13 protein-coding genes, 1 tRNA gene and 1 other RNA gene are annotated in these 11,942 nt (G+C 69.6%); 6 read left to right on the plus strand and 9 right to left on the minus strand.

All coding sequences use genetic code 11. From position 1 onward, the window contains the following. Positions 1-49 precede the first annotated feature (49 nt). Both D451_RS27500 and D451_RS0122350 read left to right on the plus strand, forming a co-directional pair. Positions 50-277, plus strand: a complete 228-nt coding sequence (locus D451_RS27500; protein ID WP_275040962.1) for a Scr1 family TA system antitoxin-like transcriptional regulator — start codon at positions 50-52, stop codon at positions 275-277. Next, positions 274-453, plus strand: coding sequence for a DUF397 domain-containing protein (locus tag D451_RS0122350; RefSeq protein WP_017536051.1), 180 nt, complete (start codon positions 274-276; stop codon positions 451-453). The genes D451_RS27500 and D451_RS0122350 overlap by 4 nt, the downstream gene beginning before the upstream one ends. Before the next feature lie 268 nt (positions 454-721). Here the strand turns inward: D451_RS0122350 and D451_RS0122355 are convergent, their stop codons facing one another. Continuing rightward, a complete protein-coding gene (locus tag D451_RS0122355; RefSeq protein WP_017536052.1) occupies positions 722-1,090 on the minus strand; it encodes a PLD nuclease N-terminal domain-containing protein in 369 nt (122 codons plus the stop codon). A gap of 349 nt (positions 1,091-1,439) precedes the next feature. Between D451_RS0122355 and D451_RS0122360 the strand changes: the two genes are divergently transcribed. Next, the gene (locus D451_RS0122360) at positions 1,440-2,165 is read left to right on the plus strand and encodes a GntR family transcriptional regulator (RefSeq protein WP_014912880.1); all 726 of its coding nucleotides are present in this window, start codon (positions 1,440-1,442) and stop codon (positions 2,163-2,165) included. A gap of 103 nt (positions 2,166-2,268) precedes the next feature. Here the strand turns inward: D451_RS0122360 and D451_RS0122365 are convergent, their stop codons facing one another. From D451_RS0122365 to D451_RS0122385, 5 genes are all read right to left on the minus strand, one after another. Beyond that, the gene (locus D451_RS0122365) at positions 2,269-3,330 is read right to left on the minus strand and encodes an aspartate-semialdehyde dehydrogenase (protein ID WP_017536053.1); all 1,062 of its coding nucleotides are present in this window, start codon (positions 3,328-3,330) and stop codon (positions 2,269-2,271) included. Then, a complete protein-coding gene (locus tag D451_RS0122370; protein WP_014910675.1) occupies positions 3,327-4,598 on the minus strand; it encodes an aspartate kinase in 1,272 nt (423 codons plus the stop codon). The genes D451_RS0122365 and D451_RS0122370 overlap by 4 nt, the downstream gene beginning before the upstream one ends. A gap of 181 nt (positions 4,599-4,779) precedes the next feature. Further along, positions 4,780-5,379 (minus strand): recombination mediator RecR, encoded by a 600-nt coding sequence (recR, locus tag D451_RS0122375; RefSeq protein ID WP_014912795.1) that lies wholly within the window; start codon positions 5,377-5,379, stop codon positions 4,780-4,782. 175 nt (positions 5,380-5,554) lie between these two features. Beyond that, complete coding sequence (locus D451_RS0122380; protein WP_014910247.1) at positions 5,555-5,893, minus strand: YbaB/EbfC family nucleoid-associated protein; 339 nt, start codon at positions 5,891-5,893, stop codon at positions 5,555-5,557. A 61-nt stretch (positions 5,894-5,954) separates the two neighbouring features. Next, the gene (locus tag D451_RS0122385) at positions 5,955-6,362 is read right to left on the minus strand and encodes a MerR family transcriptional regulator (protein WP_017536054.1); all 408 of its coding nucleotides are present in this window, start codon (positions 6,360-6,362) and stop codon (positions 5,955-5,957) included. 85 nt (positions 6,363-6,447) lie between these two features. Between D451_RS0122385 and D451_RS0122390 the strand changes: the two genes are divergently transcribed. Both D451_RS0122390 and D451_RS0122395 read left to right on the plus strand, forming a co-directional pair. Then, the gene (locus D451_RS0122390) at positions 6,448-7,569 is read left to right on the plus strand and encodes an alkene reductase (RefSeq protein ID WP_017536055.1); all 1,122 of its coding nucleotides are present in this window, start codon (positions 6,448-6,450) and stop codon (positions 7,567-7,569) included. Between the two features lie 135 nt (positions 7,570-7,704). Further along, on the plus strand, positions 7,705-8,853 hold the full coding sequence (locus D451_RS0122395) for an rRNA adenine N-6-methyltransferase family protein (RefSeq protein ID WP_026125277.1): 1,149 nt from the start codon (positions 7,705-7,707) through the stop codon (positions 8,851-8,853). A 60-nt stretch (positions 8,854-8,913) separates the two neighbouring features. Here D451_RS0122395 and D451_RS0122400 read toward each other — a convergent pair whose 3' ends face one another. From D451_RS0122400 to ffs, 3 genes are all read right to left on the minus strand, one after another. Beyond that, on the minus strand, positions 8,914-9,108 hold the full coding sequence (locus D451_RS0122400; RefSeq protein ID WP_036568558.1) for a DUF6243 family protein: 195 nt from the start codon (positions 9,106-9,108) through the stop codon (positions 8,914-8,916). A gap of 219 nt (positions 9,109-9,327) precedes the next feature. Next, positions 9,328-11,490, minus strand: coding sequence for a DNA polymerase III subunit gamma and tau (locus D451_RS0122405; protein ID WP_017536058.1), 2,163 nt, complete (start codon positions 11,488-11,490; stop codon positions 9,328-9,330). Between the two features lie 116 nt (positions 11,491-11,606). After that, positions 11,607-11,702: signal recognition particle sRNA small type (gene ffs / locus D451_RS27505), an RNA gene on the minus strand. A 116-nt stretch (positions 11,703-11,818) separates the two neighbouring features. On the opposite strand from ffs, the gene D451_RS0122410 reads away from it, so the two are divergent. Continuing rightward, a tRNA-Ser gene (locus tag D451_RS0122410) sits at positions 11,819-11,906 on the plus strand. Positions 11,907-11,942 lie beyond the last annotated feature (36 nt).

Below are 11,942 nucleotides of genomic sequence, written 5' to 3' on the forward strand. Positions count from 1 at the left end.
ATCCTCATCTGCTACAAGCATCTGGCCAAGCACAGCGAGGACTTTTGAGATGAGCTCTAAGCACCCAGGAAACGCTAGAGCTTTCAGCGTGCTCGTGACGCAGGACAATCCAGACTCGGGGTACGTGGAGAACGCCCGCGAAGGACAGTCCGTCACCGAGGCCGACGAGGTGGCACGCCGCCGGATGCTGTTCGCCGCGCTCCAAGCCGTGGCGCCGGCCCCGGACAGCTCCCTGGAGCATGTCCGAGAAGAGATCAAGAGGTTGGACAAGGCATGAATCAGCAGTGGCACAAGTCGTCGTACAGCGGCGGAACCAATAACTGCGTCGAGGTCCGGGAGACGCCCACCATCGTGCACATGCGAGACACCCAGAACAGGGACCTCGGCCACCTCTCCTTCCCCACCGAGGAATGGACCGCCCTGCTCACCACCACCCACATCGAGCAGGCCTGAACCACCAGAACCCACGACGCCCCCGGCACCAGCCGGGGGCGTCGTGTTGTCGGCCGCCGGATAAAACCGGCCTTCACCCGGGGACGCGGCAGGTCAAGGTGAACCGACCGCCCTGATCCGCCTCCACCGGCAGCTCGGCCAGGGGTGCGTCAAGACTCCGCGTGTTCTGCCCACAGGCTGTGGACAGAACACGCCGACACGACGAGGCCCCGGGGCGAAGGCCTCCCTCCGCCCCGGGGCCTCTACACGCTCGCCCGGGCGAGTCGCGTCAGGCGTTGCCGAGCCCGGTCTGGTCGGGCGGCGCGACGTTGCTGTGCTGGCCGACACTGGTGGGAATCGTGTGTCGAGCCTTCCCCTTGTCGATGCCGAGGAGCCGGTTGAGGTGGCCCTTCTTCCCGACCACGAACCAGGCGATCGCCCCGAACAGGGGGAACCAGAGGATGAGGACCACCCAGAGCAGCTTTCCGCCGCCGGAGGTGTCGGCGTCCATCAACGTCGAGACGATCGCCGCGATCACCAGCACCAGGACGGCCAGGAACACGATCAGGACGAGGACGCCGGCGATACCGCCCAGCCAGGTGATCTCCCGGCCACCCGGTTCCGCCAGACGCGACAGCTCCGACAGGTTCGTGAACATGACTCCCCCAAGCAATGCGTAGTTGCCTCAATACATAGGGTAATAATCGGGGTGGTCAGGAGCGTACATTCCTTTGGTTTCGGGCGTTTCCCCGGCCACGTTCCACCCGTGTCCACCACCGCCCCCCGACCCGAGCAGGGACGATCACTTTCCGAGAGCACCCCCCACCAGGCTTTTCCGCTGCTTTACTGGAACCATGGGCGAGCTTCGGCGATCTGGCAGGTTCACTCCCTCCCTCAGGCCCGGCGTCGGCACCGGCGACCACCGGGCCCCTGACATCCTCGACCACCGACCCCCTTCGAGAACGGCTCGGGCGTATCGGCCGCCGACCTCGAAGGTCGGGTGACCGGTGGCCAGGCAACCCCGATATCTCTGGCTGGCCGAACAACTACGCCGACCCATCCTCGACGGAGAGATGGCACCGGGGGCCAGGCTTCCCTCCCGCACCAGCCTGGCGCGCACGTACCGGGTCAGCGAGCAGATCTCGCGCACCGCGTTGCGGCTCCTGGTGACCGAGGGCCTCGTCGAGTCCCGACCCGGCTCCGGTTACTTCGTCCGCACCGTCCCCGAGATCTTCCGACTGTCCCGGACCGACGCCACCTCGGGCTCCGGCCTGGGGCGGCTGGGACGTGAGCGGATCAGCACCGAACAGGAACGCTGTTCCGGCCGTCTCGGCGCACGGCTGCGGCTCCGCGACGGGGACCCGGTGTACCGCACCACCTCACGTGGGCTCTCCGCCGACCGACCGGTCACCCTGCACCGCTCCTGGGAACCCGCGGTCCTCACCGCGGGCACCCTGCGCACACCGTTCGACGCCGCCGACGTCGGTCCCCTCGAACGGCTCGGCGCGGCGGGCTACCCCGTGGACCGGGTCGTGGAGGAGGTCGGCGTGCGCGCGCTGCACGACTCCGAGGCCATCCTCCTGGACTCCGCCCCCGGGGTACCCGTCCTCGTGGTCGAGCGCACCCACTTCAGCGGTGACCGGCCCGTGGAGACCTCCGACCTCATCGGCGCGGCCGAACAGTGCCGCCTCCTCTACAAATTGTCCCTCGGCCGCCCGCGTATCCGCGGATAGCGGCGGCCCCGACCACGAAACGGAAACGACGAAGGCGGTGGCCCCTCCCCCACGCTGGGAGAGGGGCCACCGCCCTTACCGCTTCACACGCGAGACGACCGGGTCAGGCCTGGGTGAACTCCTTGGCGACGACCTCGGCGATCTGCGCGGTGTTCAGCGCGGCGCCCTTGCGCAGGTTGTCCCCGCACAGGAAGAGGTCGAGCGACTTCGGGTCGTCGAGCGACTGGCGGATACGGCCGACCCAGGTCGGGTCGGTGCCGACCACGTCGTTCGGGGTCGGGAACTCGCCCTTGGCCGGGTCGTCCAGGACCTCGACACCCTCGGCCCCGCCCAGGAGCTCACGGGCGGCGTCCGCGGTGACCTCCCGGTCGAAGGTCGCGTGCACGACCAGCGAGTGCGTGGTGATCACCGGGACGCGGACACAGGTCGCGGAGACGCGCAGGTCCTCCAGGCCCAGGATCTTGCGGGACTCGTTGCGGACCTTGAGCTCCTCGGAGGACCAGCCGTCGTCCTTGAGCGAACCCGCCCACGGCACGACGTTGTAGGCCAGCGGGGCCGGGAACGGGCCCAGCTCGTCGACGGCCTCGCGCATGTCGCCCTTGGTGTCGCCGAGGGAACGGTCGCCGCCGGCCTTGGCCATCTGGTCGCGCAGGACGTCGATGCCCTCCTGGCCGGCGCCGGAGGCGGCCTGGTAGGAGGAGACCACGAGCTCCTTGACGCCGTAGGTGCGGTGCAGGGCACCGATCGCCACGATCATCGACAGGGTCGTGCAGTTGGGGTTGGAGATGATGCCGCGCGGGCGGTTGCGGACCTGGTCCGCGTTGACCTCGGGCACCACCAGGGGGACATCGGGGTCCAGGCGGAAGGCGCCGGAGTTGTCGACGGCGACCGCGCCGCGGGCGGCGGCGATCGGCGCCCACTCCTTGGACACCTCGTCCGGAACGTCGAACATGGCGACGTCGACGCCGTCGAAGACCTCGGGGGCCAGGGCCTGGACCACGACGTCCTCGCCGCGGACACGCAGGACCTTGCCGGCGCTGCGCGGGGAGGCGATCAGACGGATCTCGCCCCACACGTTCTCACGCTTGCTGAGGATGTCGAGCATGACGGTGCCGACGGCACCGGTCGCGCCGACGATGGCGAGGGTGGGAAGACGGTTGCTCATCGGCCGGTACCTCCGTAGACGACAGCCTCGACCTGGTCCGCGTCGAGCTGGAACTCACTGTGCGCGGCCTGGACCGCGGCGTCGACCTGGTCCTCCTCGACGATGACCGAGATGCGGATCTCCGAGGTGGAGATCATCTCGACGTTGGTGCCGGAGGTGGCGATCGCGTCGAAGAAGCGGGCGGTCACACCCGGGTAGGAGCGCATGCCGGCGCCGATCAGCGAGACCTTGCCGATCTTGTCGTCGTAGCGCAGGGAGTCGTAACCGACCTGCTCCTCGACCTTCTTCAGGGCCGAGACGGCCTGCTTGCCGAAGTCCTTCGGCACGGTGAAGGAGATGTCGGTGCGGGAGGTGGAGACCGCCGACACGTTCTGGACGATCATGTCGATGTTGATCTCGGCGTCCGCGAGCGCCTTGAAGATCGTGGCGGCCTCACCGACCTTGTCGGGGACGCCGACGACGGTGATCTTGGCTTCGCTCCGGTCGTGGGAGACCCCGGAGATGATCGGCTGTTCCATGCCTTCGCTTTCCTCGACTTCCGAGACGATCCACGTTCCGGTCTTCTGGCTGAAGGACGAACGGACGTGCAGGGGGATGTTGTACTGACGCGCGTACTCGACGCAGCGCAGATGCAGGATCTTGGTGCCGCTGGCGGCCATCTCCAGCATCTCCTCGTAGGAGACCTGGGGGATGCGCCGCGCGGTCGGCACGACACGCGGGTCGGCGGTGAACACGCCGTCCACATCGCTGTAGATCTCGCAGGCGTCGGCGTTGAGCGCGCCCGCGAGGGCGACGGCGGTGGTGTCCGAACCGCCACGACCCAGGGAGGTGATGTCCTTGGTGTCCTGGGAGACACCCTGGAACCCGGCGACGATACAGATCGAACCCTCGGAGATGGCCTCCTGGATGCGCCCGGGCGTCACGTCGATGATCTTGGCGTTGCCGTGCAACGACGTGGTGATGACACCGGCCTGGGAGCCGGTGAAGGAGCGCGCCTCGTAGCCGAGGTTCTCGATGGCCATCGCCACCAGCGCCATCGACATGCGCTCTCCGGCGGTGACGAGCATGTCGAGCTCGCGCGCCGGGGGCATCGGGGAGACCTTCTCCGCCAGGTCCAACAGTTCGTCGGTCGTGTCGCCCATCGCGGAGACGACGACCACGACGTCATGTCCCGCCTTTTTCTGAGCCACGATCCTTTGGGCTACTCGCTTGATGGCTTCCGCGTCGGCCACGGAAGACCCACCGTACTTCTGCACGATTAGGGCCACGATCGATGCTCCTGAGGAGTTGGGATCAAGACAATTAACAATGGAGTGTAATCAGGGACGCACACCGCACCCGCTCCGACCTGCGATGGAAGGGGCGTGGCGTCTTGACACGCCAGCGCTCGGACCTACCCGTTAAGGCGGAGGTTACTCATATTTCGCCCGTATCACGGGGAAATGTGACCTAGAACTCCAGGCTTCGGCGGCCTTCGAAGGCCCGTCCGAGAGTGACCTCGTCGGCGTACTCCAGATCGCCGCCGACGGGCAGCCCGCTGGCGAGGCGGGTGACTTTCAGACCCATCGGTTTGACCAGCCGCGCCAGGTAGGTCGCGGTGGCCTCCCCTTCCAGGTTCGGGTCGGTCGCCAGGATCAGCTCGGTCACCGTGCCGTCGGCGAGACGGGTCATGAGTTCCTTGACCCGCAGGTCGTCCGGGCCGACGCCCTCGATGGGGCTGATGGCGCCCCCGAGCACGTGGTAACGGCCCCGGAACTCCCGGGTCCGCTCGATGGCGACGACGTCCTTGGACTCCTCCACGACGCAGATGACGGCGGCGTCGCGGCGGGGGTCACGGCAGATACGGCACTCGGACTCTTCGGCGACGTTGCCGCAGATGGAGCAGAAGCGGACTCGCTCCTTGACCTCCACGAGCGCGTTGACCAGGCGTTTGACGTCCGCATGTTCGGCGGACAGCAGGTGGAAGGCGATGCGTTGCGCGCTTTTCGGACCGACGCCGGGCAGCCGCCCGAGCTCGTCGATCAGATTCTGTACCGCGCCTTCGTACATGCCTACCCGCCTGGTCGAAGCCGGGGCGAGGGCCCCGGCGGGGCGTTCTCCGCCCCTCGCCCTCCACCGTATCGGGGGCCGGCGACCTCTTGGGCCGAGGGTGCGCGTGTCGTGTCCGCGTCGTCCCGGTTCTCTCCCACCGGGACGACGCGTACCGGCCGGCCTCGGGTATCGGCTAGAACCCGGGGAGGCCGGGGATGCCGCCGCCACCGGGCATGCCCTGGGTCAGCGGGCCCATCTTCTCCTGCTGGAGACGCTCGACCTGGGCCTCCGCGTCACGGATGGCCGCCAGGACCAGGTCGGCGATGGTCTGGGCGGTCTCCTCGGCGTCCTCGGGGTCCACGGCCTTGGGGTCGACGGTGATGTCCTCGACCTGACCGCGCCCGCTCAGCTTGACCTTGACCAGGCCGCCACCGGAGGTGCCCTCGACCTCGCTCTCCTCCAGGGCCTGCTGGGCCTCCACGAGCTGCTGCTGCATCTGCTGGGCCTGCTGGAGCAGGGCCTGCATGTCCATTCCGCCAGGGTTCACGGCCGTCTCCTCGTCACACGCGTGGTGCTGGGTGTCGATGCTGGTGTCACTTGTCTGCGAGGGTAGCCGCTGCCTCCACCCGCGATCCTCCGACGAGTGTCCCTCCGACGTCCGCGCTCCGGTGGATGACGCTGTCCAGGGCCTCCCTCATGTGCTCCAACTCGTGGATGGAGCGGGTCACCCGTTCGCGTTCGGCGCACAGGTGGTCGAGGAGGTCGGGGGCGGGCTCTCCGCGTTCTCGCGCGTACAGGCAGGGCAGAAGGTCGCGGATGGTGGCGAGGTTGAGGCCGGCGCCGAGGAGCCCGCGTACACGGTCGACCCTTTCCAAGGTCTCCTCGCCGTACTCGCGGTGTCCGCCCGGGCTCCGCCGGGAGGAGATCAACCCCTGGTCCTCGTAATGACGCAGGGAGCGGGGGCTGGCCCCGGTCCGTCTGGACAGTTCCCCGATCCGCATCGGCGCCTCCCCGTCTCGCCCGACCGGGTGACACCGGCCACAAAGGCTTGAATCTCACATGGGTGTCAGATTCTACGCTCCTGCCATGAGCACCGCACGGAATCTCACGAACCCGCTGTTGACCGCCTACGAGCTCGGCCCGATCCGCCTTCCCAACCGGGTCCTCATGGCCCCGATGACCCGTCTTCGCGCCGACCGCGACGGGGTGCCCGGCGACCTCATGGTCTCCTACTACGCCCAGCGGGCCGGGGCCGGACTGATCGTCTCCGAGGGCATCACGCCCAGCGTCGAGGGCCGCCAGTATCTCACCGAACCCGGACTGCACACCGAGGCCCAGGTCGAGGGCTGGCGCCGGGTCACCACCGCCGTGCACGAGGCCGGGGGGCGGATCTTCGCGCAGATCATGCACGCCGGACGCGGCGGTCACCCCGACAACCGGCCCGACCACGGTGTCCCCACGGCGCCCTCCGCCGTGGGCAGGACCGCCCTCGTGCACACCCTGGACGGCAAGGTCGAACCGGTCGTCCCCCGGGCCATGACCCTCGAGGAGGTCGAGAGGACCGTGGAGGACCACGCCGAGGCGGCGCGGGCGGCCGTCCGCGCCGGGTTCGACGGGGTCGAGCTCCACGGCGCCAACGGGTACCTGATCCACCAGTTCCTGGCCGACAACACCAACCTGCGCACCGACCGCTACGGCGGCGACGTCGCCGGACGCATCCGGTTCGCGGTGGAGGTGGCCGAGGCGACCGCCGACGCCGTCGGGGCCGACCGGGTGGGGATCCGGCTCTCGCCCGGAAACCCGGAGGCCGAGATGGTGGAGGCGGACCCGACCCCGGTGTACCGTTCCCTGCTCTCCGCCCTGTCCCCGCTCGGCCTGGCCTACCTGCACGTGGCCGACGTCCGGGACCACCCGGCCCTGGACGAGGCCCGCCGCCACTGGAACGGCACCCTCGTCGGCAACACGGGGGAACACGTGGAGACCACGCAGGAGGGCGCCGCGGCGCTGATCGCCGTGGGGAGGGCCGACCTGGTCTCGATCGGCCGCCCCTACATCTCCAACCCCGACGTGGTCGAGCGGATCGCCGACGGGTTCCCCTGGGAGCCCATCGCGGAGAAGGACTTCCACTACACGTCCGGCCCCCACGGCTACGTCGACTACCCCGACCGCTTCTCCCGTCGGGCGGACTTGGTGGCACCGTTGTCCTGATTTCACCAGCCGCAAGGACGAAGAACGGGGCACGGCGGGACACGGGTTGAAATAATGGTCGGCAAGAGGAGATCACTCCCGGCGGTGTCATCGACACCGCCCCCGACCAGCGAAGACCGGGGGACTGAGGACGTGTTGACCGCCAAGGAGCGCAACTCGGCTCTGATCGAGGCGATAATCGCGGACGGCACGCTGACGGACACCGCGCTCGTCGAGACCTTCCGTGCCGTGCCCCGCCATCTGTTCATCCCGGAGAGCGGTGTGTCGACCACCCGGGGCGACACGTTGAACGCCGAGACCGACCCCGACCGGTGGCTGGCCGCCGTCTACGCGGACAACGCCATCGTCACCCGGGTGGACGACTCCGGGACACGGAGCCGGAGCAAGGCGGTCAAGGAGGGCGGCACCTCGTCCAGCTCGGCGCCGACCGTGCTCGCCCGCGTCCTGGAGATGGCCGACCTCTCCGAGGGTCTGGAGGTCCTGGAGGTGGGGACCGGCACGGGCTGGAACACCGCCCTGCTCTCCCACCGGCTCGGAGGCCACGCGGTGACCTCCGTGGAGATCGACGAACGGCTGTTGGAGACCGCGCGCAAGGCGCTGCGCGGGGCCGGGCTCTCCCCCACGACCCATCTGGCCGACGGCCTGCACGGCTACCCGGCGGGCGCGCCCTACGACCGGATCATCAGCGTCTGCGGGATCGAACGGGTGCCCCGGGCCTGGGCCGAGCAGATCCGTCCGGGCGGCCTGGTGGTGTGCCCGTGGGGGTTGTTGGAGAACGCGGGCGTACTGATGCGTCTGGAGTTCGACGAGGAGGGAGCGGCTTCGGGTCGCTTCCGCTCCGGGGTGGGTTTCGTCCCGCTGCGCACCCCCGATTCGATCCGGCCTCCGATCCGGGACACGGGCCGACAGCCGGATGAGTACCGACTCACCCAGGCCGACCCGGTGGCCCCGCTCATGGCCTTCCCCTCGGCCTTCGCCCTGTCGGTGCTGGTCCCGGACTGGCGGATGCGCAGACGCTGGATCGGCACCGGTTCGGGCATGTGGCTGTGCGACCGGGAGGGCGAATCCTGGGTCCGGATCTACCCGTACGGCACCTCGTGGATGGTCGAGCAGGGCGGTCCCAGGAGCATCTGGGACGAGGTGGAGGAGGCCCTGGAGCTCTGGGGCGACCTGGGAGAGCCGGAACCGGAGCGGTTCGGGCTGACCGTGACGCCTTCGGGCGGACAGCGGGTGTGGCTGGACTCCCCCGAGGGTCGTTCCTGGCCGGTCGACTCGCCGGCCTGAGCGGCCCGTGGAACGACGACGGCCCCCGTCCCGAAAGGCGCGGGGGCCGTCGCGACGTGTTCAGGCCTGCTTATCGGCGCCTTCGTCCGTGCGCTGTTCCTGCTTCTCCCGAAGCCGGCGCAGGAGGTCCTGCTTGCGTTCGCGGGCGTCGCCGTCGGCGCCGCCCTTGCCTCCGGCCTGACCACCGCGCAGTGCGGAACGGGAAACGGTGGAGCGTTGACCGCCCACACCGAGCAGGCTGTTGTTCTTCGCCAACACGACCCCCTCAAGATAAAGAAACGAGTCGTCTCGTCTTGTTTTAGCGGAACATCTCGATCCTAGCCCGGATGGAACGAAACGTCCCCTCCTTTTCCGGGGCCGCTCCGTGAACACCGCTCGAACCACCCCCACCAGGGGGAATGCCCTCCGATAAAGAAGCGGGGCCGGGCCGGCCACGTATATCCACGCGGTCGGCCCGGCCCCGCCCCGAGGGTTCTAGAACCCTTCGGAAGGCTCGTGCTCGATCTCCTCGATCAACTTGCCGCCCAGCTCGGTCTCGATGAGGGAGACACCCCCGCCCCCGTTCCCGGACCCACCGGAAGAGGAGGGGCCGGCCGAGGCCGCGCCGGCGGAGGCCGGACGAGGGGCCGGAGCGTTCGCGGGCCGCTCCTCACGGGGCGTACTCTCCTCGGGACGCCCGTTCCCGGGGCCGGCGTTCCGAACGGGGGCCGGGGGCCCGTGGTCCTCGGGCGGCGGGGCGGCCGCGGCGTCCTCATAGGGGTCCGGCGGAGGCTCCGGACGGTCGCTGAGCAGCCGTTCCGGCGGCGGCCCCGCAGGACGCTCGGGCTCCGGAGCCGGTTCCGGACGGGCCTGGACCGGGGCGGGTTCGTTCCGTACCGGAGGCGCGTCCCACCCCGAGGGCTCCGCCGGGCGCGGAGCCGGTTCGGGGCGGCGGGGCGGAGCCGGCGGACCGCCCACACCCGCCGGGGCCACACGGACCTCGGCGCCCAGCACCTGCTGGATCGCGCCCGCCACCACCTGATCGCTGCCGCTGGTGGTGAAGCCCTTGGCCTCGTTCGGCTTGGAGAAACCGAGCAGCACCGTGTTGCCCTCGACGCCCACCGGCTGCACGTCGCCGCCGTGCAGCATCATCCAGGTGAACCGGCGACGGCCCTTGACCGCCTCCATCACCTGATGCCAGGCCCCCTGGAGACGTCCCAGGTCCAACGGGCCACCGGAGGCGGGCGCCGCCGGACGGGGCTCGGCCGGAGCCGGGGCCGGGGCGTCCCACCCCGACGGCTCGTTCCGAGAGGCGGGCTGCGAAGGCCGGGGGGCCTGCCGCGGCGCGGGTTCGGGGGCCTCCGTGCGGGCCGGCCGCTGAGGCGGCGCGGCCTGAGGGGCGGGAGCCGCGGGCTGAGGCGGAGAGGGCTGACGCACGGGGGCCGGAGCCGCCGGGGCCGGGGCGGGAGCCGAGGCCTGCGGGGCGATCGCGCCCGAGGCCACTCGACGTTCCATCTGCTCCAACCGGGCCAACAGCGCGACACCCTGGTCCCCGTCGGTGGCCGGCAGCAGGATCCGCGAGCACAGCAGTTCGAGGAGCAGACGCGGCGCGGTCGCACCGCGCATCTCGGTGAGCCCCTGGTTGAGCACCTCGGCGGCTCGGGACAGCTCGGCCGGACCCAACCGGGCGGCCTGCTCCTTCATCTGGTCCACCGACTCCGGAGAGACGTTCACCAGACCCTTGTCGATGGCGTCCGGCACCGCCGAGAGCACCACCAGGTCGCGGAAGCGCTCCAGCAGATCGGTGGTGAAGCGACGCGGATCGTGACCACCCTCCACCACCCGGTCCACCAGGCCGAACGCCGCCGCGCCGTCCCGGGCGCCCAGGGCGTCGACCATCTCGCCCAGAAGGCTGGAGTCGGTGTAGCCGAGCAGGGAGACGGCGCCCTCGCGGGTGATGCCGCCCTCGTCCGAACCGGCGATGAGCTGGTCCAGGACCGACAGGGTGTCGCGCGCCGACCCCGCCCCCGCGCGCACCACCAGGGGAAGCGCGGCCGGGTCGTAGGTCACCTCCTCCTCCTTGAGGAGGTCCTCCATGAGCTCCTTGAGGGTGCTCGGCGGGATCAACCGGAAGGGGTAGTGGTGGGTGCGCGAACGGATCGTCCCGATGACCTTCTCGGGCTCGGTGGTCGCGAACACGAACTTCAGGTGCGGCGGGGGCTCCTCGACGAGCTTGAGCAGCGCGTTGAAACCCTCACGGGTCACCATGTGCGCCTCATCGATGATGTAGATCTTGTAGCGCGAGTTGACCGGCGAGAAGAAGGCGCGTTCACGCAGGTCACGAGCGTCGTCGACACCACCGTGGGAGGCGGCGTCGATCTCGATCACGTCGATGCTGCCGCCGCCGTCGGGGGCCAACGACACACACGAGTCACAGGTGCCGCACGGATCCGGGGTGGGACCCTCCGCGCAGTTGAGGGAACGCGCGAGGATCCGCGCGCTGGTGGTCTTGCCACAACCACGCGGCCCGCTGAAGAGGTAGGCGTGGTTGATACGTCCGCTCCGCAGCGCCTGGCGCAGCGGGTCGGTCACGTGCTCCTGCCCGCGCACCTCGCCGAACGTCGCGGGACGGTACTTGCGGTACAGCGCGATGCTCACGGTGTGATCACTCCCCTGGTCCCTGCCACGGTCCCATTCAACCCGCCGGCGGTGACAACTCACGCCAGGTCCGGGAAACCGGAAGGGGTGGATTCGGGATGAGCACCCCCGAAAACAGAAAGGACCCCCCGCGCACCCGCCAGAGCCTACTTATCCTTGCTGCCTTCCGGCCCTGGGGAGGTTCATAGGGTGACGCCGCACGAGGGGTCTGCCTCGAGTGTATCCGAACCGGGGACCCCCGCAACCCCGGCGCCGTGTACCCCGCGCCGCCCCTCCCATCGACGGAACCCGTTCGAAGCACTCCCCGGAAGCCTGTAGAGTTGTCCGTGGAGGATTCGCCTAGTGGCCTAGGGCGCACGCTTGGAAAGCGTGTTGAGGGCAACCTCTCAGGGGTTCGAATCCCCTATCCTCCGCCACAGGAGCGAAGGCCCCGACCGGGAGACCGGTCGGGG

Origin of the sequence: Nocardiopsis alba DSM 43377 (assembly GCF_000341225.1) — a bacterium.
In the GTDB taxonomy this organism is placed as follows: domain Bacteria; phylum Actinomycetota; class Actinomycetes; order Streptosporangiales; family Streptosporangiaceae; genus Nocardiopsis; species Nocardiopsis alba.

Bases quoted from the DNA above. Each gene is read 5' to 3' on its own strand.
- D451_RS0122385 (WP_017536054.1), bottom strand. From the start codon at position 6,362: ATGCGGATCGGGGAACTGTCCAGACGGACCGGGGCCAGCCCCCGCTCC.
- D451_RS0122380 (WP_014910247.1), bottom strand. From the start codon at position 5,893: ATGGACATGCAGGCCCTGCTCCAGCAGGCCCAGCAGATGCAGCAGCAG.
- D451_RS27500 (WP_275040962.1), top strand. From the start codon at position 50: ATGAGCTCTAAGCACCCAGGAAACGCTAGAGCTTTCAGCGTGCTCGTG.
- recR (WP_014912795.1), bottom strand. From the start codon at position 5,379: ATGTACGAAGGCGCGGTACAGAATCTGATCGACGAGCTCGGGCGGCTG.
- D451_RS0122365 (WP_017536053.1), bottom strand. From the start codon at position 3,330: ATGAGCAACCGTCTTCCCACCCTCGCCATCGTCGGCGCGACCGGTGCC.
- D451_RS0122350 (WP_017536051.1), top strand. From the start codon at position 274: ATGAATCAGCAGTGGCACAAGTCGTCGTACAGCGGCGGAACCAATAAC.
- D451_RS0122355 (WP_017536052.1), bottom strand. From the start codon at position 1,090: ATGTTCACGAACCTGTCGGAGCTGTCGCGTCTGGCGGAACCGGGTGGC.
- D451_RS0122390 (WP_017536055.1), top strand. From the start codon at position 6,448: ATGAGCACCGCACGGAATCTCACGAACCCGCTGTTGACCGCCTACGAG.